This is a genomic window from Neobacillus sp. plas4, assembly GCF_057221695.1.
The window spans coordinates 4,673,510-4,696,394 of the sequence record NZ_CM170152.1 but is presented as its reverse complement, the minus strand read 5'-3'; the positions used below and the strand labels follow the sequence as shown (position 1 = coordinate 4,696,394).

Annotated in this window: 20 protein-coding genes; 18 read left to right on the top strand and 2 right to left on the bottom strand. The window is 39.0% G+C overall.

Annotated features, from left to right (window positions below; translation table 11 throughout):
* Positions 1-36 precede the first annotated feature (36 nt).
* The 7 genes from ystJ to AC2TFD_RS23665 all read left to right on the top strand — a co-directional run bounded on the left by ystJ (position 37) and on the right by AC2TFD_RS23665 (position 7,757).
* Positions 37-1,275, top strand: coding sequence for an NADP-dependent malic enzyme (gene ystJ, locus AC2TFD_RS23695; protein WP_335513637.1), 1,239 nt, complete (start codon positions 37-39; stop codon positions 1,273-1,275).
* Between the two features lie 7 nt (positions 1,276-1,282).
* Positions 1,283-1,906, top strand: a complete 624-nt coding sequence (locus AC2TFD_RS23690; protein WP_335567162.1) for a FadR/GntR family transcriptional regulator — start codon at positions 1,283-1,285, stop codon at positions 1,904-1,906.
* Positions 1,907-2,107: 201 nt separating this feature from the next.
* Positions 2,108-2,983, top strand: a complete 876-nt coding sequence (accD, locus tag AC2TFD_RS23685) for an acetyl-CoA carboxylase, carboxyltransferase subunit beta (protein WP_335513633.1) — start codon at positions 2,108-2,110, stop codon at positions 2,981-2,983.
* Complete coding sequence (accA, locus tag AC2TFD_RS23680) at positions 2,977-3,951, top strand: acetyl-CoA carboxylase carboxyl transferase subunit alpha (RefSeq protein ID WP_335513631.1); 975 nt, start codon at positions 2,977-2,979, stop codon at positions 3,949-3,951. Before accD ends, accA begins: the two co-directional genes overlap by 7 nt.
* 310 nt (positions 3,952-4,261) lie before the next feature.
* The gene (gene pfkA, locus AC2TFD_RS23675; RefSeq protein ID WP_335513629.1) at positions 4,262-5,221 is read left to right on the top strand and encodes a 6-phosphofructokinase; all 960 of its coding nucleotides are present in this window, start codon (positions 4,262-4,264) and stop codon (positions 5,219-5,221) included.
* Positions 5,222-5,321: 100 nt separating this feature from the next.
* On the top strand, positions 5,322-7,085 hold the full coding sequence (gene pyk / locus AC2TFD_RS23670; RefSeq protein WP_335513627.1) for a pyruvate kinase: 1,764 nt from the start codon (positions 5,322-5,324) through the stop codon (positions 7,083-7,085).
* 285 nt (positions 7,086-7,370) lie between these two features.
* Positions 7,371-7,757: an FxsA family protein gene (locus AC2TFD_RS23665; protein ID WP_335519800.1), complete on the top strand. Its 387-nt coding sequence runs from the start codon at positions 7,371-7,373 to the stop codon at positions 7,755-7,757.
* Between the two features lie 42 nt (positions 7,758-7,799).
* Here AC2TFD_RS23665 and ytvI read toward each other — a convergent pair whose 3' ends face one another.
* Positions 7,800-8,915: a sporulation integral membrane protein YtvI gene (ytvI, locus tag AC2TFD_RS23660; protein ID WP_335519802.1), complete on the bottom strand. Its 1,116-nt coding sequence runs from the start codon at positions 8,913-8,915 to the stop codon at positions 7,800-7,802.
* Between the two features lie 106 nt (positions 8,916-9,021).
* Here ytvI and AC2TFD_RS23655 point away from each other — a divergent pair, with 106 nt between their 5' ends.
* The 11 genes from AC2TFD_RS23655 to coaE all read left to right on the top strand — a co-directional run bounded on the left by AC2TFD_RS23655 (position 9,022) and on the right by coaE (position 21,454).
* A complete protein-coding gene (locus AC2TFD_RS23655; protein ID WP_335567160.1) occupies positions 9,022-9,483 on the top strand; it encodes a DUF441 domain-containing protein in 462 nt (153 codons plus the stop codon).
* A gap of 370 nt (positions 9,484-9,853) precedes the next feature.
* The gene (citZ, locus tag AC2TFD_RS23650) at positions 9,854-10,972 is read left to right on the top strand and encodes a citrate synthase (RefSeq protein ID WP_335567159.1); all 1,119 of its coding nucleotides are present in this window, start codon (positions 9,854-9,856) and stop codon (positions 10,970-10,972) included.
* 126 nt (positions 10,973-11,098) lie between these two features.
* Positions 11,099-12,367: an NADP-dependent isocitrate dehydrogenase gene (gene icd, locus AC2TFD_RS23645; protein WP_335519810.1), complete on the top strand. Its 1,269-nt coding sequence runs from the start codon at positions 11,099-11,101 to the stop codon at positions 12,365-12,367.
* A gap of 107 nt (positions 12,368-12,474) precedes the next feature.
* Positions 12,475-13,413, top strand: coding sequence for a malate dehydrogenase (mdh, locus tag AC2TFD_RS23640; protein WP_335519813.1), 939 nt, complete (start codon positions 12,475-12,477; stop codon positions 13,411-13,413).
* 80 nt (positions 13,414-13,493) lie between these two features.
* Positions 13,494-13,970, top strand: coding sequence for a MaoC/PaaZ C-terminal domain-containing protein (locus AC2TFD_RS23635; RefSeq protein WP_484674094.1), 477 nt, complete (start codon positions 13,494-13,496; stop codon positions 13,968-13,970).
* 130 nt (positions 13,971-14,100) lie between these two features.
* Entirely contained in the window at positions 14,101-14,817 is a 717-nt protein-coding gene (locus tag AC2TFD_RS23630) for a winged helix-turn-helix domain-containing protein (protein WP_335519820.1), read from the top strand.
* Positions 14,814-16,571 carry a two-component system histidine kinase PnpS gene (gene pnpS, locus AC2TFD_RS23625; RefSeq protein ID WP_484674093.1) on the top strand — a complete coding sequence of 586 codons (1,758 nt, stop codon included), beginning with the start codon at positions 14,814-14,816 and terminating at the stop codon, positions 16,569-16,571. Before AC2TFD_RS23630 ends, pnpS begins: the two co-directional genes overlap by 4 nt.
* An 18-nt stretch (positions 16,572-16,589) precedes the next feature.
* On the top strand, positions 16,590-19,223 hold the full coding sequence (gene polA / locus AC2TFD_RS23620; protein WP_484674092.1) for a DNA polymerase I: 2,634 nt from the start codon (positions 16,590-16,592) through the stop codon (positions 19,221-19,223).
* Between the two features lie 54 nt (positions 19,224-19,277).
* Positions 19,278-20,105, top strand: a complete 828-nt coding sequence (gene mutM, locus AC2TFD_RS23615; protein ID WP_335517830.1) for a DNA-formamidopyrimidine glycosylase — start codon at positions 19,278-19,280, stop codon at positions 20,103-20,105.
* An 84-nt stretch (positions 20,106-20,189) separates the two neighbouring features.
* Positions 20,190-20,831 carry a sporulation membrane protein YtaF gene (ytaF, locus tag AC2TFD_RS23610; RefSeq protein WP_335517832.1) on the top strand — a complete coding sequence of 214 codons (642 nt, stop codon included), beginning with the start codon at positions 20,190-20,192 and terminating at the stop codon, positions 20,829-20,831.
* 17 nt (positions 20,832-20,848) lie between these two features.
* The gene (coaE, locus tag AC2TFD_RS23605) at positions 20,849-21,454 is read left to right on the top strand and encodes a dephospho-CoA kinase (protein ID WP_484674091.1); all 606 of its coding nucleotides are present in this window, start codon (positions 20,849-20,851) and stop codon (positions 21,452-21,454) included.
* Between the two features lie 213 nt (positions 21,455-21,667).
* Here the strand turns inward: coaE and AC2TFD_RS23600 are convergent, their stop codons facing one another.
* Positions 21,668-22,576 carry a nuclease-related domain-containing protein gene (locus AC2TFD_RS23600; RefSeq protein ID WP_484674090.1) on the bottom strand — a complete coding sequence of 303 codons (909 nt, stop codon included), beginning with the start codon at positions 22,574-22,576 and terminating at the stop codon, positions 21,668-21,670.
* Positions 22,577-22,885 lie beyond the last annotated feature (309 nt).

Sequence of the window (22,885 nt, the reverse complement as noted above, 5' to 3'; positions counted from 1 at the left end):
ATAACTTTTTTGTACTAATTTAAGGGGTGACATATCTTGACGTTACGGGAAGAAGCACTACACATGCATCGAATTAACAAAGGAAAGCTTGAGTCTAAATCAAAAGTACCTGTAAGAAATGCCAAGGATCTGAGTTTAGCGTATTCACCAGGTGTGGCCGAACCGTGCAAGGATATTTATGAAAAGCCAGAAACGGTTTACGAATACACGATGAAGGGTAATATGGTTGCTGTAGTTACTGATGGTACAGCGGTTCTTGGTCTTGGAAATATCGGACCGGAAGCTGCACTTCCAGTTATGGAGGGTAAAGCAGTATTATTTAAGAGCTTTGCTGGCGTCGATGCCTTCCCAATTTGTTTAAACACTACCGATGTTGAGAAAATTATTGAAACCGTTAAGTTACTTGAGCCAACATTTGGCGGAGTAAATCTTGAAGATATCGCAGCGCCAAATTGCTTTGTGATAGAAGAAAGATTGAAAAAAGAAACCAATATTCCTATTTTTCATGATGATCAACATGGTACTGCCATTGTTACTGTAGCTGGTCTTGTTAATGCTCTGAAGCTGATTGGGAAAAAAATAACCGAAATCAAGGTTGTTGCCAATGGTGCGGGTGCTGCTGGAATTGCCATTATAAAGTTATTACACAGCTATGGTGTAAGAGATATCATCATGTGTGATACAAAAGGTGCAATTTATGAAGGCCGCCCTCAAGGTATGAATGATGTGAAGGCAGAAGTAGCAAAATTTACAAATCGAGATAATCTTACTGGAAGCCTCGAAGAGGTTATAAAGGGTGCGGATGTTTTTATTGGTGTTTCTGTTGCAGGAGCACTTACAAAAGAAATGGTTGCTTCCATGAATAAAGATTCAATTATTTTTGCAATGGCGAACCCTACTCCAGAAGTCATGCCGGATGAGGCAAAAGAAGCAGGAGCTAGAGTGGTAGGTACAGGAAGATCAGACTTTCCAAACCAAGTAAATAATGTACTGGCTTTCCCTGGAATTTTCCGTGGTGCCCTAGACGTTCGCGCGACACACATAAATGAAGAAATGAAGGTAGCGGCTGTTGAGGCCATTGCTGGTTTGATAACGGACGCAGAGCTAAACGAGGATTATGTGATCCCAGCACCTTTTGATCCAAGAGTGGCTCCAGCTGTTGCTTCGGCAGTTGCAAAAGCGGCTATGGATACCGGAGTGGCTCGTATTAAGGTTGACCCTGAAGATATAAAAGAAAAAACAAAAAGGCTCGCTATTATTGGTAAAAGTGAGTGATTAGCTAGTGGCAAATACAAAGGTATACCTAGAGATAGTTAAGCAACTAAGAGAGATGATATCTGCAGATAAGTTAAAATCTGGAGATAAAATCCCATCTGAACGGGAATTGTCAGAGCGCCTGAATGTCGGGCGCTCTTCTGTTCGAGAGGCCTTAAGAGCTTTGGAATTACTTGGTTTAATTGAAACAAGACGTGGTGAAGGTACGTTCATCAGGGATTTTCAGGGAAACCAGCTTGTGCAGCTGCTTGGCACCTTTATTCTTCAAGATGAAAAAGCAAAGCACGATGTAATTGAAACAAAGAACCTAATGGAAATGGATTTACTTCGATTAGTTCTAAAGAGAGCAGACAAAAAGGAATTATTACAGATAAGAAATTTGGTTGAAAATGAACAATTAAACGACGATCAATTCTTTTATCAACTAATTAAAATTGCGGATAATTATTTGTTTTCAAGAATTTGGTTAGTATTAAAGGATTATTACAATTCTGTTCATTTAGAAAAAGTAGTGTATAATAGGAACATCTTATTTCTGTTAATAGATGCATTGATTGAAAAAGATGAGGAAAAGACTTTATCCTTGTATCGGCAATTAAGAAATTTGTCTATTATTACCGACAAATACTAACAGATTTTGAAGGATTTTTCCTTTATAGTGATAGACAAGCAAACAAGCCCTTCTCAATGGGCATTTTTCATTTTAAGGTGGTCTGACCAGTTTTTAACGCTTAGGTTTGAAATATCATTGTTTAAGGAAAGACTTCAATATAAGATCATAAAAACTTGCCGTTTGGCTTGATTTTTTTCCAACGAGGGAGGTTTGGGCAAATTGCTTAAAGAACTTTTTACAAAAAATACACCTAAAAAGAAAAAATACGCAACGATTCCTACCGAGGCTGCAAAAAGTGATGTACCGGAAGGGATTATGACAAAGTGTCCATCATGTAAAACCATTATGTATACAAAAGAATTAACGAAAAATATGAAGGTTTGCTTGCAGTGTGGATATCACTTTGCTATGAACGCAAAAGAGCGGATAGCCAGCTTTTTAGATGAGGACAGCTTTGTAGAAATCAATGATAACATGGTATCTGAAAATCCCTTAAACTTCCCGGATTATCTTGAAAAAGTAGAAAAAGACCGTCAAAAAACAAAAATGAATGAAGCAGTAGTAACGGGCTGTGGAAGTGTAAACGGAAATAAGCTTGTTTTAGCTGTAATGGATTCTACATTTAGGATGGGAAGCATGGGGTCCGTTGTAGGTGAGAAGATCACTCGTGCAATTGAGAAGGCTGATGAACTGTCCGTACCATTTATTATTTTTACTGCATCGGGCGGTGCCAGAATGCAAGAAGGTGTTTTAAGTTTAATGCAAATGGCAAAAACGAGCGTTGCATTAAAACGATTTAGTGAAAATGGGGGACTTATTATCTCAATGATGACCCACCCAACAACGGGCGGTGTTTCAGCGAGCTTTGCGTCACTGGGTGACTACAACTTTGCAGAACCAGGTGCACTAATTGGTTTTGCTGGCCGCCGGGTGATTGAACAATCGATTCGTGAGGAACTCCCTGAAGATTTTCAAACAGCTGAATTCTTATTAAAGCATGGTCAGCTTGATGCGATCATTTCTCGTCCTGAATTAATCGACAAAATCACAAACTTACTTGAAATTCATCAACCAGGAGGTGAGCTCGGATGGTAGGAGAATTAGAATTTGAACGTCCAATCGTACAACTGCGGGACAAAATCGCCGAACTAAAAGAGTTTACAAAAACCGCAGATGTTGATTTATCTTCAGAAATTGAAAAATTAGAATCAAGGCTTGAAAAACTTGAAAAAGATATCTATAACAACATTAAACCATGGGACCGTGTGCAGATTGCGCGTCATCCAAATCGACCGACCACATTGGATTATGTTGATAACCTGTTTGAAGGATTTTTTGAATGCCATGGAGATAGAGCTTTTGGAGATGATGAAGCAATTGTCGGTGGTGTTGCCAAATTTCGAGGTCTGCCGGTTACGGTGATAGGACATCAAAGAGGAAAAGATACCAAAGAAAATATTCGCAGAAATTTTGGAATGCCTCATCCTGAAGGCTACAGAAAAGCTTTGCGGTTAATGAAGCAAGCCGATAAGTTTAAGCGTCCAATCATTTGTTTTATTGATACAAAAGGTGCCTACCCAGGAAAAGCTGCCGAAGAGCGAGGTCAAAGTGAAGCTATAGCACGTAACCTTTTTGAAATGGCCGGGCTAAAAGTTCCAGTCATTTGCATCGTTATTGGTGAAGGCGGAAGTGGTGGTGCGTTAGCTTTAGGAGTAGGTAACCGCATGTATATGCTTGAAAACTCAACTTACTCTGTTATCTCACCAGAAGGTGCTGCTGCTATTCTTTGGAAAGACTCTTCACTTGCAAAAAAGGCTGCTGAGTCTATGAAGATAACGGCACCTGATTTGAAGGAGCTTGGCATCGTTGATGATATTATCCCAGAAATTAAAGGTGGGGCACATAAAGACGTAAAAGGTCAAGCGGAGGCGATTGACAACTTCCTGAAGAAATCCTTAAAGGAACTTTTAGAATTATCAGAAGAGGAATTAATCGTAGATCGCTATAATAAATTTAGAACAATTGGAGAATATTCCTTTTTAAAAGATTATATAAGTATCTAAAAACGTGCTTACAGAGCGCGTTTTTATTATTTTGGAGATTTCACACATTTGTCAATAAATTACCATTATCTGTTAATGTTGGCGTTACCATTTTTCTATTAAGCGTTTCCAGTTTACCGACAATTCCGTCTATTAATTTTACTAATGTGATTAAGTTGTTATAGGTAACTCTTCATGGTATTTTATAAATATTCCCGGCTTTTATGTGAATAATAGATAAAGTACCGTTGGACCTATTTCATATACTTGAAAAAAGAATTCTATCATGGCTATACATACAATTTTAATAAATAAGCATGAGGTGGTATAAATGAAAAAAATTGGTGTTTTGACTAGCGGCGGTGACTCACCTGGAATGAACCCGGCTATTCGGGCGGTTGTCCGAAAGGCAATCTATCATAACGTTGAGGTTTATGGGATTTATGGTGGATACACTGGACTCATTTCTGGAAAAATAAAAAAACTTGAACTTGGCTCTGTAGGTGATATTATTCATCGCGGAGGAACAGTGCTGCAAACAGCACGCTGTCCAGAATTTAAAACACCAGAGGGACAGCAAAAGGGAATTGAACAGTTAAAAGCACATGGTATTGAAGGAATCGTTGTTATAGGCGGCGATGGTTCTTATCAAGGTGCCAGAGCATTGACACAACAAGGCTTTCCATGCGTGGGTGTGCCTGGAACGATTGATAACGATATTCCTGGTACTGAAGCTACCATTGGTTTTGATACAGCCTTAAACACCGTTATTAATGCATTAGATAAAATCCGTGACACTGCAACATCTCATGAAAGAACCTTTGTCATTGAGGTAATGGGAAGGGACGCAGGGGACCTAGCATTGTATGCTGGATTAGCCGGTGGTGCAGAAACCATACTAATCCCTGAAGAAGTCTATGATTTGGATGAGATCGTAGACAGACTTCGCAAGGGACAGGAACGCGGGAAAAAGCATAGTATCATTATTGTGGCTGAAGGAGTTTGCAACGGCAATGATATTGCCAAACAGCTTAAAGAAGCAACTAACTTTGATGTTAGATTATCTGTACTTGGGCATATACAACGCGGTGGTTCACCAACAGCAGCTGATAGAGTGCTGGCAAGCCGCTTGGGAGCAAGAGCAGTCGAATTATTAATTGAGGGCAAGGGCGGACGTGCTGTGGGAATTGAAAAAAATAGCCTTGTGGATTACGATATCGTCGAAGCTTTAGAAAGAAAGCATAAGCTAGACCTGGAACTTGTAAAACTTTCAAAAGAATTATCTATCTAGGCTGTTTTCTTAAAGATTGTTGTTAAAGTCTTAAGGTCGATTTTAATGTAAAATAGTTATTTCGCGCAAAGTACTAGCTGAATTATAGGAGGAAACAAAGATGTTACGTAAAACGAAAATCGTATGTACGATTGGTCCTGCAAGTGAAAGTATAGAAAAGTTAACTCAATTGATGGAATCCGGAATGAATGTAGCACGCTTGAATTTCTCCCATGGTGACTATGAAGAACATGGTCAGAGAATCCAAAACATTCGTGAAGCAACGAAAATGACTGGTAAAACAGTTGCGATTCTCCTTGATACCAAAGGTCCTGAAATCCGCACAAATAATATGGTAAATGGAGCAATTGAACTTACATCAGGGGATAACATTATTGTTTCAATGACTGAAGTCGAAGGTACCACAGAGAAGTTTTCAATTACATATCCTGGATTAATTGATGATGTTCACGTGGGCTCTAAAATTTTATTAGATGACGGTCTTATTGGACTAGAAGTCCTTGATATTGATAAGGAACAAGGTGAAATTCATACCAAAATCCTTAACACTGGAACCTTGAAAAACAAAAAAGGTGTGAACGTTCCAGGAGTTTCTGTAAAGCTTCCAGGTATCACTGAAAAAGATACAAATGATATTCTTTTCGGTATTGAGCAAGGTGTGGATTTTATCGCGGCTTCATTTGTTCGTCGTGCAAGTGACGTATTGGAGATTCGTCAGATCCTAGAAGAAAAGCAAGCGACACATGTTCATATTATTCCTAAGATTGAAAACCAAGAGGGCGTCGATAATATTGATGAAATCCTTGAAGTTTCTGATGGTTTAATGGTAGCTCGTGGCGATCTTGGCGTGGAAATCCCAGCAGAAGAAGTACCGCTAGTGCAAAAAATGTTAATTAAGAAATGTAATGCACAAGGTAAACCTGTTATAACTGCTACACAAATGCTTGATTCCATGCAGCGGAATCCTCGTCCAACACGTGCAGAAGCAAGTGATGTTGCCAATGCGATCTTTGATGGTACAGATGCTATCATGTTATCCGGTGAAACAGCTGCAGGAGTATATCCAGTTGAAGCTGTACAAACTATGCACAATATTGCTTCTAGAGCTGAACAGGCTTTAGACCATAAAGAAATTCTATCTGCACGCAGTAAAAATACAGAACACAATCTTACGGATGCCATTGGCCAGTCAGTTGCTTATACTGCTTTAAATCTTGATGTAAATGCAATTATTACACCAACTGAGAGTGGACATACCGCTAGAATGATTTCAAAATACCGTACAAAGGCACCAATTGTGGCAGTTACTGCCAACGAGCAAGTTTGCCGCCGTCTATCACTTGTTTGGGGTGTATATTCCCAACTTGGCAGAATATGCAGCTCTACTGACGAAATGCTCGATAGTGCTGTTGAAGAAAGTGTAAACAGCGGAATCGTCAAACATGGTGATTTAGTTGTCATCACTGCTGGTGTTCCAGTTGGTGAAACAGGCACAACCAACTTAATGAAAATTCATGTGGTCGGTGATATCATCGTAAGAGGCCAAGGAATCGGCCGTAAGTCTGCATTTGGTAAAGTGGTAATTGCCAATAATGCGCAGGAAGCAATCGATAAAGTTAAACCAGGTTCCATTTTAGTTACGCTTGGCTCCGACCGTGACATGGTACCGGCTATTGAAAAATGTGCGGCCTTGATTACGCAAGAAGGCGGGTTAACCAGCCATGCAGCAGTCGTCGGACTTAACCTAGGAATACCAGTCATTGTGGGTGTTGAAAACGTCCTAGAACTGTTCAGAGATGGCCAAGAGATAACAGTTGACGGAACAAGAGGTGTCATCTATAACGGGCATGCAAGTGTCCTCTAATGAGAAAAGCGGAAGCGCCCTGGTCAGCGGCGTATGGCCTGGAGCACTCCAACTGAGATAAAGGAAACACGAAGAGCCGGAGGCGATTCGATGTTGACTTATCGTAGGGCGGAGAGCGAAGGACACTAGCCGCTAGGGCGCTGGAGCTGGACAGTAAACAAAGTTTAAGAACTATAACATACTTATTTTTAGAAAAAGGAAGGGATTACCCCTTCCTTTTTTTGAGCATTTTTTCACCCATTCGGTATATAATGTATACAAGCTGGTTTTGAAGGAGATTAAAACATGCGCTATTTGGCTTTATCAATTATTGTGATACCCGCAATCGATATTGGGGTGCTGTTATTATCAGGTAAAACATTCGGTTTTTTACCAACCCTAGCATTTATTATCTTAACAGGAGTTGTGGGAGCCTATTTGGCAAAAAGAGAAGGACTGCAAACCATAAAAAAAGCACAGGAACAACTTGCCTACGGTCAAATTCCTGGTGACTCCGTCTTGGATGGCATTTGTATATTAATTGGCGGGACACTTCTATTAACACCTGGTTTTATCACTGACATATTCGGATTCTTTCTGTTATTTCCTCCAACAAGAAAGCCATTTAAATTCCTTATGATTAACGCTATACGCAGGCGAATCGAAAAAGGGAATATAAAGATAATCAAATAAAAAAACGTCAACTCCTAATGTTGGGGTTGACGTTTTTATTTATTAGTCTTCTTTTCCTTTAATAAAAGCCCACAAATCATGAAAAACATTTGCACGATAGAGCGTGCTTATGATAACAAGGGCAACGGGACCGACGATTAGTCCTAGGAAACCAATTAATTTAAACCCGACAAACAACGCGATTAAGGTGGCCAATGGATCGAGACCAATATTGGACGAAAGAATTTTAGGCTCCATAACTTGTCTCTGAACTAAGACGAGTAAATAAAGTACTCCTAATCCCACGGCAAGTCCCATATCCCCAGCAATGATTTCATAAATAATCCATGGCACAAAAACAGCGCCAGTGCCCAAGTAGGGAATAATATCAACCATCCCCGTGATTAAGGCGATCGTAATTGCGTAATCAACCCGAAGGACCAAGAGCCCAATTAAAATAATGACGGTTGTAATGGAGATAAGTGTTAGCTGAGCCTTCAAAAAGCCAAATAGGGCCTTTTGCAGATCAATAAATACGGTTTTACCACTTGTTTTAGCTTTCTCAGGTAGTATTTTGTTTCCAAGTTGAGAAAACCGCTGCCAATCCTTACTAATAAAGAAAGTGGCTAATAATGAGAAAATAAGCACCGTTGCGGCATTTGGAAACCAGGATAAAATCACAGGAATATTGCCAAAGAGATTTTGAATGAACGTTCCCACAGTGGATCCAATCGTGGCACCCACATTTTGTATGTTTGATATAATGGTATTTTGTTGTCCATCCTCTAACTGGTTAAACATGCTGGTTAATTGATTATAGAGAGGGATAATTTGAGCAGTAATGTATTCTTCAATGTAACCGATTAATGTATCCAAATGCTCCGGTACCACTCTAGCCAGATAATTTGCTCCGGAGACGATTTCCGCTACCAAGAGTGTAACTAAGCCAACAGCTAAGGCGAAAATAATAATTAAAGCTACAAAAACAGCTAATCCCCGAGGCATTCGAAGTTTCTTTTCAAAAGCATTAACAATTGGATTAATAAAAAATGCAATAACTAAGGCAATTAGAAATGGATAGGTCACCTTTGACAAATAATAAAAAGATAGAAGTGCAAGAACTACACTGCCAATGACCAAAATAAATCTCATGGTTCTGTACAAGTACTTTTTATCCAATAACATGCCTCCTTAACCAGTCAACTAGGTACTTTAAGTTTAACATTTTTTGTACAAAACTGCATGATTTTCCATATTAGATTCGAGAAAAGGATGAGTGAAATGGATGTTTAATGAGTCGTTTTTATTCTTATTGCTGCTATTGATTATTGGAATTATTGCAAAAAACCAATCCTTGATCATTGCTATCGTCGTTTTACTTGTATTAAAATTGAGTGGACTTGAAACAAAAACCTTCACTTTTATACAGAGTAAAGGAATAAACTGGGGAGTTACTGTTATTACGATTGCCGTTTTAGCACCGATTGCTTCGGGAGAAATTGGTTTCAAGGACCTTTCTGGTGCCTTTAAATCATCATTAGCTTGGGTGGCACTGATTTCAGGAATAGCCGTTGCCTTACTTGCCAAGGGCGGGGTCTCACTATTAGAAGATGACCCACATATTACAACGGCACTAGTTCTAGGAACGATTTTGTCTGTATCAATCTTTAAAGGTGTGGCCGTAGGTCCATTAATTGGGGCAGGAATAGCCTATACAGCAATGAAAATAATCAACTTTTTTAGTTAGATATTTTGTAAAATAATATTTTTTTGAACTTTTCGGCTCCTTTTCGTTCACAAAAATCTGATAATTGTTTATAATAGGACTTGAAAGCGTATCCTTTTTTACATAAGTCACATAAATATGCTAGATTACTTGGTAATAACTTTTTTTAATAAAGAAAAGGTTATTCAATTTGCTGGCTTTAACCCGAGCAAGCGCTCAATCTAGATATTTGTTTGATGGGTGCGCGCGTTAGTAATTCATATGCAAAATTTGAAATGAAGAGTTTCTTTCAACATGGCTGTAATTAATAACAATTTTCAGCTGATAAAAATAATTCTTTTTTTACAGAGATGGACAATGGGGAAATTAGAAAGCGAAGGAGAGATTTTCTATGACAGTAACACGCGGTCTTGAAGGGGTAGTGGCAACAACTTCTTCTATCAGCTCAATCATTGACGATACGTTGACCTATGTTGGGTATAACATCGATGATTTAGCTCAAAATGCAAGTTTCGAAGAAGTTATTTATTTGTTATGGCACCGTAAATTACCGACAGAACCTCAATTAGCTGAATTGAAACAGCAGCTAGCTGACAACGCGGCATTACCAAAAGAAGTGATTGAGCACTTTAACATGTATCCGATTGATAAAGTTCATCCAATGGCTGCGCTTCGTTCAGCAGTATCATTGTTAGGACTTTATGATGAAGAGGCAGACTTGATGGACGCTGAGTCAAACTATCAAAAGGCTATTCGACTACAAGCTAAAATGCCTGCAATTGTAGCTACTTTTGCACGTGTCAGAAAAGGTCTTAAGCCAATTGCTCCAAAAACAAATTTAGGCTTTGCGGCAAACTTCCTTTATATGTTAACAGGTAATGAGCCGGATAAAATTGCAGTCGATGCATTAGATAAGGCCCTTGTCTTACATGCAGACCACGAACTTAATGCTTCTACATTTACGGCAAGAGTTTGTGTTGCAACTCTATCAGATGTTTATTCCGGTATTACAGCTGCAATCGGAGCACTTAAAGGTCCACTTCATGGCGGTGCGAATGAAGCAGTAATGAAAATGCTTAAAGAAATTGGCACCATCGAAAATGTTGAGCCATATGTTCGCGGAAAGCTCGAAAACAAGGAAAAAATCATGGGCTTTGGACACCGAGTTTATCGCTTAGGCGATCCTCGTGCCAAGCACTTAAGAGAAATGTCTAAAAAGTTAACAGAGCTTACAGGCGAGCCTCATTGGTATGAGATGTCTGAAAAGATAGAAAGCATCGTTACAGGCGAAAAGAAATTACCGCCAAACGTAGATTTCTACTCTGCGTCTATGTACCACAGCTTAGGTATTGACCATGATTTATTTACACCGATTTTTGCTGTAAGCAGGGTTTCTGGATGGCTGGCTCATATCTTAGAACAGTATGATAACAACCGTTTAATTCGTCCGCGTGCGGAATATACTGGTCCCGGCATGCAGACATACGTTCCAATTAACCAAAGAGGTTAATTAATTATTTTACTTTTTTGAAAAAAATTGGTCTAATAGGATTGTATCCTTTGGTTAGAGATACGTATCTCTAACCAAGGAATCAATCTATTGATTGCTTTTTACATACGGAGGGAGACTTTAATCATGACAGGCGAAAAAATCACAGTTACCAATGGAGTATTGAATGTACCAAACAATCCAGTTATCCCATTTATCGAGGGAGACGGAATTGGTCCAGATATTTGGGCAGCTTCCGAGAGAGTTTTAAATGCAGCAGTTGAAAAAGCCTATAAAGGTGAGAAGAAAATCGTTTGGAAAGAAGTTCTTGCGGGGGAAAAGGCTTTTAACCAAACTGGTGAATGGCTTCCACAAGAAACACTTGATCTAATCAACGAATATTTGATTGCAATCAAAGGCCCGCTTACAACACCTGTTGGCGGCGGTATTCGTTCATTGAACGTAGCTTTGCGCCAAGAGTTAGATTTATTTGTATGCTTACGACCAGTTAGATGGTTTGAAGGTGTTCCTTCTCCTGTAAAGCGTCCGCAAGATACGGATATGGTTATTTTCCGTGAAAACACTGAAGATATCTATGCAGGAATCGAATATGAAAAAGGCACAGAAGCTGTTAAAAAAGTAATCAACTTCCTACAAAACGAAATGGGTGTTACGAAAATCAGATTCCCTGAAACTTCAGGTATTGGTATTAAGCCAGTTTCTGAAGAAGGAACTTCTCGTCTTGTACGCGCAGCGATTAACTATGCCATTAAAGAAGGCCGTAAATCTGTTACGCTTGTTCACAAAGGAAATATCATGAAATTCACAGAAGGCGCGTTCAAAAACTGGGGTTATGAGCTTGCTGAAAAAGAATTTGGTGAAAAAGTGTTTACATGGGCTCAATATGATCGCATTAAGGCTGATCAAGGTACAGACGCTGCAAATAAAGCACAGGCTGAAGCTGAAGCAGCTGGAAAGATTATTGTAAAAGATGCAATTGCTGATATCTTCTTACAGCAAATTCTTACACGTCCACGTGAGTTTGATGTTGTAGCAACTATGAACTTAAACGGGGACTTCATTTCTGATGCGCTTGCTGCACAAGTAGGCGGAATTGGAATTGCTCCTGGAGCAAACATCAACTATGAATCTGGTCATGCTATTTTCGAAGCAACACATGGTACAGCTCCAAAATACGCAGGACTTGATAAGGTAAATCCTTCATCTGTTATCCTTTCAGGTGTATTACTGCTTGAGCACTTAGGCTGGAATGAAGCAGCTACTATGGTTATTAAGTCAGTAGAAAAAACGATCGCTTCTAAAGTAGTAACCTATGACTTCGCTCGTTTAATGGATGGAGCAACAGAAGTTAAAACATCTGAATTTGCAGATGAATTAATTAAGAACATGGAATAATTAGTAGGCTAGTGCACCTAGAGAAAACTTGACATGGATAATCAGGGCTGTTTTCGAACAGCCCTTTCGACTATCGACAATAATACTTTCAAAGGGGAGAGTTAAAAATGTCTTTACAGCGTAAAAAGGTTTCCGTAATTGGTGGAGGTTTCACTGGTGCTACAACTGCATTCTTACTTGCTCAAAAAGAATTGGGCGATGTCGTTCTGGTTGATATCCCTCAAATGGAAAATCCTACTAAAGGAAAAGCATTAGACATGCTTGAAGCTAGTCCAGTACAAGGATTTGATTCGAATATCACTGGTACCTCTAATTACGAAGATACTCGTGATTCTGATATCGTTGTTATTACTGCAGGTATTGCTCGTAAGCCTGGAATGAGCCGAGATGACTTAGTTCAAACCAACCAAAAGGTAATGAAAAGTGTTACAAAGGAAATTGTAAAGTATTCTCCAAACTGTATAATCCTTGTATTAACCAATCCGGTTGATGCCATGACTTATACGGTATTTAAAGAATCAGGATTCCCTAAAAACCGTGTAATCGGTCAATCTGGTGTATTGGATACTGCTCGTTTCCGTACATTCGTTGCACAAGAATTAAATCTTTCTGTGAAAGATATTACCGGTTTTGTATTAGGTGGTCATGGTGACGATATGGTTCCACTTGTACGCTATTCCTATGCAGGTGGGATTCCATTAGAAACCTTAATCCCTAAAGATCGTTTAGAGGCTATTGTCGAGCGTACTAGAAAAGGCGGCGGCGAAATCGTTAATTTACTAGGAAACGGCAGTGCCTATTATGCTCCTGCAGCTTCCCTAGTAGAGATGTGTGAGGCAATCTTAAAAGACCAGCGTCGTGTTCTTCCTTCGATTGCCTATCTTGAAGGAGAATTTGGATACGAAGGTATCTACCTTGGTGTGCCAACCATCCTTGGTGCAAACGGAATTGAAAAAGTAATTGAGCTTGATCTAACAGCTGAAGAGAAAGCTGCATTAGACAAGTCCGTTGAATCCGTTCAAAACGTAATGAAAGTATTAGTTTAATAAACTAGAAATTCGGGGAAAAACTTTTCCTCGAATTTTTTCTACCGCACGATGAAACCGTTTACAAAGGAGGCCGCTAAATGCTTTTAGGAAAAAAAAGAAAACTAGGAAGAGAAATTAAAGAAATATCAGTCGGGGAAAAACTAGCATTAACTGAAAAAATCGAGGATAAGGACATTCTTCTTTTTTTAGGGCTTACCGATGATGCCAATCCCCTATTTATTCAACATGATTATGCATCCCAAACACCTTTCAAAAAGCCGATTGTCCCCAGCGTTATGCTTACAGGAATGATTACATCGGCTGTTTCAAAATATTTACCTGGGCCTGGAAGCCATATTATCAGCCAGGAAATCAATTTCCCTAAGCCTGTTTACCACTATGCAACTGTCGAGTTATTGTTAGAGGTTGTTCAAATCAATCACGATGACCATACCGTGGCAATTACAGTTGTTGGGACAAATGAAGAAAACGAAGTTGTTATAACTGGAAAATTAATGGTTTGCCCTCCCTATCGCTTAGGTGGAATGGATGGTACTGTGTTAGATAATTTTTAATACGGTACGATCTGAAAAGGAATGTGCTCACACATTCCTTTTTTTGTGGTTAAGTTGGATAGGAGGTAATCTTTTTGGTTCTATATTATAATGAAAATGTGAAGATTTAAACATACACGCGGAGGGGAATATGAAGAATAAGGTACTTGTTGTAGATGATGAACAGTCAATTGTCACTTTGCTCCAATATAATTTGGAAAAAGCAGGGTATGATGTAATAACAGCCATGGATGGATTGACGGGCAAACAATTAGCAGAAACAATGGCACCTGATATTATTGTTTTAGATCTGATGCTGCCAAATATGGACGGTATAGAAGTCTGTAAACAGCTTCGTCAACAAAAAATCATGACTCCGATTCTTATGTTAACGGCTAAAGATGATGAGTTCGATAAAATATTGGGCCTAGAGCTAGGTGCAGATGATTATATGATCAAGCCCTTTAGTCCAAGAGAAGTAGTTGCCAGGGTAAAAGCAATCCTAAGAAGAATCCAAATACAAACAATTAATAAGGAAGAAGAACAACCGGATACATCAATCATTGCGATTGGAAACCTGCAGATTTATCCTGAGAAATATGAAGCGTATTTTAAAGGGAAGCAATTGGAAATTACGCTAAAAGAATATGAGTTGCTGCATTATTTAGCTCAAAATAAAAATCGAGTTTTAACTCGTGATCAGTTACTAAGTGCTGTTTGGAATTACGAATTTGCTGGTGATACTCGGATTGTTGATGTACATATTTCCCATCTGAGGGAGAAAATTGAAGCTGATACGAGGAAACCAATTTATATCAAAACAGTGCGTGGGTTGGGATATAAACTCGAGGAGCCAAAGACGGAATGAATAGATTTCGGTCTAAGCTCCTTTTCGCCCTTATCTCATTAGTTGTCATTGGTTTGGTCGGATTGGGGATATTACTTGGTCAGCTATTTAAAAGCAATTACCTTGATACATATAATGAACGGCTAAATAAAGAAGGCAGCTTACTAAAGCTTTATATTGAAAATAATGGCGGAGTGAACTCAATCAATCAGGATCAGGTAAACGAAATAAGCCAAATGCTAGATGTAAGGCTCGCCATTACAGACTCCAATGGCGTTCTTCTGTTTGACAGTGGGAAACAGTCAAATTTAAACGGGATTAAAGAAAACATTAATGAGGTTTTAAAGGAAAAACCTGAGAACGAAACGAAGCTGGTAGAACACGATGAATACGACCTGCACTATTCATGGAAACCCGTTTTAAAAGCTGGGAAGTTAGAAGGATATATCTTCATCATTACTAAAACGAGTGAACTTCAAAAGGCATATGGACAAATATGGTTAATTTTATCCATAAGTTTAGTTATTGCATTAGTTGTCTTCATCTATCTTGGATATAGAATAACAGCACGTTATTCAAAACCAATTGAAGCAGCTACCCATGTCGCCATCGAATTAGCTGAAGGAAATTACTGGGCAAGAGTAGAAGGTGATGAACGAAGCGAAACAAGGATGTTAAGTTCATCCATTAATGTGCTTGCCAAAAATCTTCAAGAGATGAGTAAAGCGCAGGAAATTCAGCAGGATCGTTTAAGTGCACTGATTGAAAATATGGGTGCTGGGCTTCTGTTAATCGACAGCGGCGGATTTATAAATCTTATCAATAAGGGATACACTGAAATTTTCCATGTAATATCTACTAATTACCTAAATAAAGCTTATTACGAAGTGATTGAGCAGGAAGAAATCCGCAATGTCATAGGGGAAGTTTTTCGGACAGAACAAAAGGTTAAAAAACATTTGTTGTTACCATTGGGTATTGAAAGAAGGTACTTCGATGTTCAAGGGATACCGATCATCGGAATTAATAATGTCTGGAAAGGTGTTTTACTGGTATTCCATGATATTACAGAAATTAAAAAGCTTGAACAAATGCGAAAAGATTTTGTTGCCAATGTCTCTCATGAACTAAAAACACCGGTCACCTCTATCAAAGGATTTACCGAAACGTTGATTGATGGTGCGATGAACAATCAGGATACACTGGAAGCATTTTTATCCATTATCCATAAAGAAAGCGATCGAATGCAAAAGCTTATCCAAGATCTCCTTGATTTTTCAAAAATTGAGCAGCACGGGTTTAAGCTGTACATTCAGAATTTGGATCTCTTAGAATTAATTAATGAAGTGATCACCATGCTGGATAAAAAAGCAAAATTAAAGAATATTCGTCTAGAACTTGAGATTAATAGGGAAGAATTATATATACAGGGAGATTATGACCGATTAAAGCAGGTTTTTATTAATCTAATAAGTAATGCCATTTTGTATACACAGCCAAATGGAAATGTGAAAATATCACTATTTGATCACGAGAAAACCGTGAAAATACATGTGAAAGATTCAGGTGTAGGAATTAAAAAAGAGGAAATCCCAAGGATATTTGAACGATTTTATCGTGTGGATCGGGCACGAGCCCGTGATTCAGGCGGGACAGGTCTTGGATTAGCGATCGTAAAACATTTAGTTGAAGCGCATCATGGAAACATCAACGTGAGAAGTACGGTTGGTGAAGGCAGTGAATTTATCATCGAATTACATAAATATATTAATTAACCTGAAAGGGGTAAATGGATGGAAAAGAAGAAATTAGTATTAATTGATGGGAACAGTATCGCTTACCGTGCATTTTTTGCGCTGCCCCTGTTAAATAATGATAAAGGTGTCCATACAAACGCAGTTTATGGGTTTACCATGATGCTCAATAAAATTATGGAAGATGAAAAGCCCACACATATACTGGTTGCATTCGATGCGGGGAAGACTACGTTTCGGCATAAGACATTTGGTGAGTATAAAGGCGGCAGGCAAAAGACGCCTCCAGAATTATCGGAGCAATTTCCTTATATTCGGGAACTGCTTGATGCGTATGGGATTCAGCGATATGAACTCGAAAATTATGAGGCAGACGACATTATTGGGACTCTTTCATTATCTGCTGAAAAGGAAGGCTATGAAATTAAAGTCATTTCAGGAGATAAAGACTTAACACAGCTTTCCTCTGAACAAACGACAGTGGGAATAACGAGAAAAGGAATCACAGATATAGAGGAATATACGCCAGAACATGTAATGGAAAAGTACGGTCTAACGCCTGAGCAAATTATCGATATGAAGGGGCTAATGGGTGACGCTTCAGATAATATTCCAGGTGTACCCGGTGTCGGAGAAAAAACGGCGATTAAGCTGTTGAAGGAATTTTCTACATTAGAGAAGTTACTAGATTCGATCGATCAAGTAGCTGGAAATAAGTTAAAGGAAAAACTCGAAGAATTTAAAGAGCAGGCAAAGATGAGTAAGGAGCTTGCCACGATTGAAAGGCAGGCACCCGTCGAAGTATCCGTAGAAAATGCCCTTTTTGAGGGATATGAAAGAGAAAAAATTGTCGCTTTATATAAAGAACTTGGCTTTCATTCATTATTGGAAAAGTTAGGCGGCGACACAACAAGTACCGAACAGCTTGAACTTGAAGAAATAGAGTTTCAAACACCTGAAGTCATAACGGATGAGTTGTTCGCTGAAGATAATCATTTTTATATTGAAATGCTCGACGATAACTATCATTATGCAGATATTATCGGTTTTTCACTTGTAAATGAAACTGGCTATTATTATTTTCCAACTGATGTAGCTTTAAAATCTGAAAGCTTTAAAAAATGGGCTGAAGATGATTCAAAAAAGAAAACAGTTTATGATGCGAAACGTTCAGAGGTTTCCTTAAGAAGGCATGGCATTCATTTAAAAGGGGTCAATTTTGACACGTTAATGGCTTCTTATATTATCAATCCAACTGAATCGATTGATGATCTTGCAGACATCGCGAAAAAATATGGAATTACGATGCAATCAGATGAGTCGTTCTATGGAAAAGGAGCAAAAAGAAAAATTCCAGAAGACACAATGCTGGCAGAGCATCTTGTTCGAAAAAGTCTCGCAATGTTTGATTTGAGACAAAAGCTGGAAGACGAGTTAAAAACAAATGAACAATATGAATTATTTACTGAGCTGGAAATGCCATTATCACTGATATTGGCGGATATGGAATCGTGCGGAATCAAGGTCGACAAGGAACGGTTGCTTAAGATGGGCGGCGAAATTCATGACCGCCTCATTGAAATTGAAGGTACCATTTATGAGTTGGCCGGTGAAAAGTTCAACATTAATTCAACTAAACAATTAGGTGTGATTTTATTTGAAAAGTTGAACCTGACAGCCTTTAAGAAAACAAAAACAGGATATTCCACATCCGCAGACGTCTTGGAGAAATTAGCAGATGATCATGAAATCATTGTGCATATTCTCAATTACCGACAGTTAGGAAAGCTGCAATCTACCTATATTGAAGGTCTGCTTAAAGTGATCAATCCAGAAACAGGGAAGATTCATACAAGATATCAACAAACCTTAACATCGACAGGCAGATTAAGCTCCATTGACCCAAATCTACAAAATATTCCTATCCGGTTAGAAGAGGGGCGGAAAATCCGTCAATCCTTTGTACCATCAGAACCTGGATGGATCATTTTTGCTGCGGACTACTCACAAATTGAGCTTAGAGTTCTTGCCGACATTGCCGGTGATGAGAAACTAATTCAGGCATTCAAGGATGATCTTGATATTCACACGAAAACTGCAATGGATGTATTCCATGTGAGTGCTGATGAGGTAACATCCAATATGAGGCGTCAGGCAAAGGCAGTTAACTTTGGGATTGTTTATGGAATAAGTGATTATGGTCTTTCGCAGAGCCTTGGTATTACCCGTAAGGAAGCTGGACTATTTATTGACCGCTACCTTACAAGCTATCCAGGAGTGAAAGAATATATGGATGACATTATCCATTCCTGCAGAGAAAAAGGCTATGTTACTACCCTTCTGCACAGAAGAAGATATATTCCGGAGATTACGGCCCGTAATTTTAATATTCGAAGCTTTGCCGAAAGAACGGCAATGAACACACCCATTCAGGGAAGTGCCGCTGACATCATCAAAAAGGCCATGATCGATATGGCGGATGCATTGAAGGACTATGGGTTAAAAACAAGACTCCTTCTCCAAGTTCACGATGAACTCATCTTTGAAGCACCAGAAGAGGAAATCGAAACGCTGAAGAAATTAGTTCCGGATGTTATGGAAAATGCACTCGAATTAAAAGTGCCATTAAAAGTAGACTTTTCCTATGGCCCAACATGGTTTGACGCGAAATAGAAAAGCGGAAGCACCTAGAAGCTGAAGCTGGTCATCTTAGGGAGGACTTATTGTATGCCAGAGCTGCCAGAAGTAGAAACAGTTAGAAAAACGTTAAAAAAACTTGTTTCGCAAAAACAGATTGAAAATGTAACCATTCATTGGCCAAAAATTATCAAAAATCCACTCGAAGTTGAACAATTCATGGATGCCCTTAAGGGCGAGACCATTGAGGATGTCGGCCGAAGAGGAAAGTTTTTAATCATCTATACGAATACGTACGCCCTCGTCTCTCATTTACGGATGGAAGGAAAATATGGGCTTTATCCAAGTGAAGAACCATATGACAAGCATACACATGTAATCTTCCATTTTACAGATGGAAGTGAGCTGAGGTATCGCGATGTTCGTAAATTTGGAACGATGCACTTGTATAAAAAAGGGGAGGAATTTCTCAAGCCCCCGCTAATTGACCTTGGACCAGAGCCATTTTCAGAGGAGTTTACTGTAGAGTACTTGACTGAAAGGCTAAAAAAGACGAATCGAAAAATAAAACCTGCACTCCTGGATCAAAAAGTCTTTGTCGGACTCGGGAACATCTATGTGGACGAGGCTTTGTTCCGTTCAGGAATTCATCCCGAAAGGCTAGCCAATTCTTTGAGTGAACCTGAACTAACATTACTTCATCGGGAAATCGTGGCGACATTAGGTGAAGCGGTTGAAAAAGGGGGAAGTACCATTCGTTCGTATGTAAATTCACAGGGTGAAATTGGAATGTTCCAGCTCGAGTTATATGCTTACGGCCGCGAAGGGGAAGCCTGCAAAAACTGTGGAAGGCCGCTGGAAAAAACCAAGGTCGGCGGAAGAGGAACCCATTTCTGTCCTAACTGTCAAAAGCTTTAAGCAAGAGAAGTGTCAATTTAATAACAAAGGATGGGCTCCTGCCATATACTATCGTAGTGATTGACGGAAGGAGCCCTAGACATCATGTTTCAATTGTTCTCACTTCTCCTGCTGGCTTTTGCTCTCAGTCTTGATAGCTTTAGCGTAGGGTTTACGTACGGATTAAGAAAAATGGTACTGCCGCTCAAATCAGTACTCATTATTGCTACCTGTTCTGCAATTTCATTGTTGGTTGCTGTGTCAATTGGACATGGTCTGGAAAGAATCTTATCACCTGGTATCACGGCAAGCCTGGGGGGCTTAATATTAATTGCTCTCGGTGCCTGGGTATTGTATCAATTTTTCCGGCCTGAAAAAGAAAAGGATTCCGAACTGCTCGAACATGAAAAGTTAATTGTCAATTTTGAAATTCAATCTTTAGGAATCGCCATCAATATTCTAAAAAAACCAATGTCTGCGGACTTTGACCGTTCAGGTACCATTACTGGAATTGAGGCATTTATGCTGGGTTTTGCCTTGTCTATTGATGCATTTGCCGCAGGAATTGGTGCGGTTATGATTGGATTCTCCCCTATTTATCTAGCTGTCAGCGTAGCGGTGATGAGTTCTTTATTTGTTCTTTTAGGAATAAAAAGCGGTGCCTATTTTCATAGGTTTAGTTGGGTCCAGAAATTTACCTTTCTACCAGGGATTTTATTAATTATCATCGGTATTTGGAAATTATGATAAGAAAGGAAAAGAGTATGTCACTAGTAATCGGGTTAACAGGCGGAATAGCCAGTGGAAAAAGTACAGTTTCAAACATGTTAAAAGAAATGGACATTACAGTAATTGATGCAGACATAGAAGCCCGCCTTGCTGTTGAAAAAGGAGAACCCGGCTATCAAAAAATCGTTGCTGAATTTGGTCAGGATATTTTACTGGCTAGCGGTGAAATTGATAGGGTGAAACTCGGTTCGATCATTTTTCATAACGCTGAGAAACGACAGCTCTTAAACAATATTGTTCATCCTGAAGTAAGAAAAAGAATGAGTGACAAAGTGGAAGCGGCGAAGGGGAGCGGGGAACAAGTCCTTGTCCTCGATATCCCACTCTTGTTTGAAAGTAAATTAACATATATGGTTGAAAAGACCATTTTGGTCTATGTAGATCGTTCGGTCCAATTGCAGCGGCTAATGGAGAGGAATGATCTCACGTTGGAAGATGCGGAGGCACGCGTAAAATCGCAAATGCCGCTTGCGGAAAAAGTGGCTTTAGCCGATGCGGTTATTGATAACAACGGGGCCGTGGCTGAATCGAGGGAACAGCTCGTTGAAATATTACGGGGTTGGGGAATTGATAGCTTGTAAAAAAAGAAGGGGAGGCCCCTTCTTTTTTTGTATATAAGATTATAATACAGTGGTGATTGTTCCCTTAAATCCGGTGACCGCGTATTATCGTAACAATCCGGCCAAGATTGTGCCGATAAATCCGTTGAACGCGAATTATCGTAACAATCCAGCGATGATTGTGCCCGTAAACCAAGTAAGTAGTAATTACGGGAACAATCCCTATATTGTAAGTTACTCATAATAGCATTCCTTCGTATTTCCGATTGCCTTGAAGTTTTTCTTTAGAATTCGTCTAATTGTTTTTATTGAAATACTACCCCCACACCACTCATGCAAAAGTTTTGTTGTTATTCTTACTCCTGGAAACAGTATTCGTAGTTCCTTTACACTTCTCATTATCACGGAATCAACGTCGTCTACATACCCACATTGATTACAGGTTATTATCTTTCTGTTGATTGATAGCGATGTCAAGTGGCAATTCCCACAGAATACTGCTTTTTTGAGCATATTAAAATTGTATTTTGGTAACCGACTATAAGGATTTTCAGTTAGATGCAAGGAAACTAACAGGTCAGCAAGTTTCGAATGCCGTTCATTCAACCCCGAAGGGATCTTTTTTAGTTTTTTAATGAAAGAGTTTACTTGTGTAGGTAAGATGATTTGTGGATTTTGGGTTGGCAGAGTTAAAGTAAATTCGGGGTTATTGAAAACCAAATGTGCTTCAGTGGGAAAATTAAAACCATTTTTTTGGAGTAATTGGCGGAACAAGGAATGACATCTCTTTAACTGAAGCAGTGGGTCCTTCTTTTCGCTTCCAGTTTTTGTTTTAAATAATTCATTATCATCATAATAGTACTCTCCTTCAAAATATTTCACATCAATCAGGTGTATTACTCCTGAAAAGATAATCAAAGAGTCGATTTGGAATAAGGATTCACCCACTTCAAGTAACAAATCATTAAGAATCAAATTTTCGTTTTCTAACCCCTCAGTCAGTGCGTCAAACTTCACTTCGCCTTCATACCCTTTTTCCTGATTTGAAAGATGAAGCTTCTCTTTTTCTGTTAACTTCATTCTATTACTCAGAATTCGCAAAATGATTATTTCTACTGATATTTCTCGCGGCCGAATTAACATTCCCCACACCCTTTCTCTACCGCTAATTTTATACAAGTTTCCCACTTCAGCGACGCATTAAACATGGACATTTTGTTAACAAGTTTCCCACCTCAGCGACGCATTAAACATGGACATTTTGTTAACAAGTTTCCCACCCCAGCGACCCATTAAACATGGATATTTTGTTAACAAGTTCCCTGCCCCCAGCCCATTAAACATGGATATTCTGTTAACAAGCTATACGGATTAAAAACTTTTGAAAAATCCGCACATTATATATCGCATTTTCATCCAAATATGTTATACTAATTACATCGAATTAAGTTA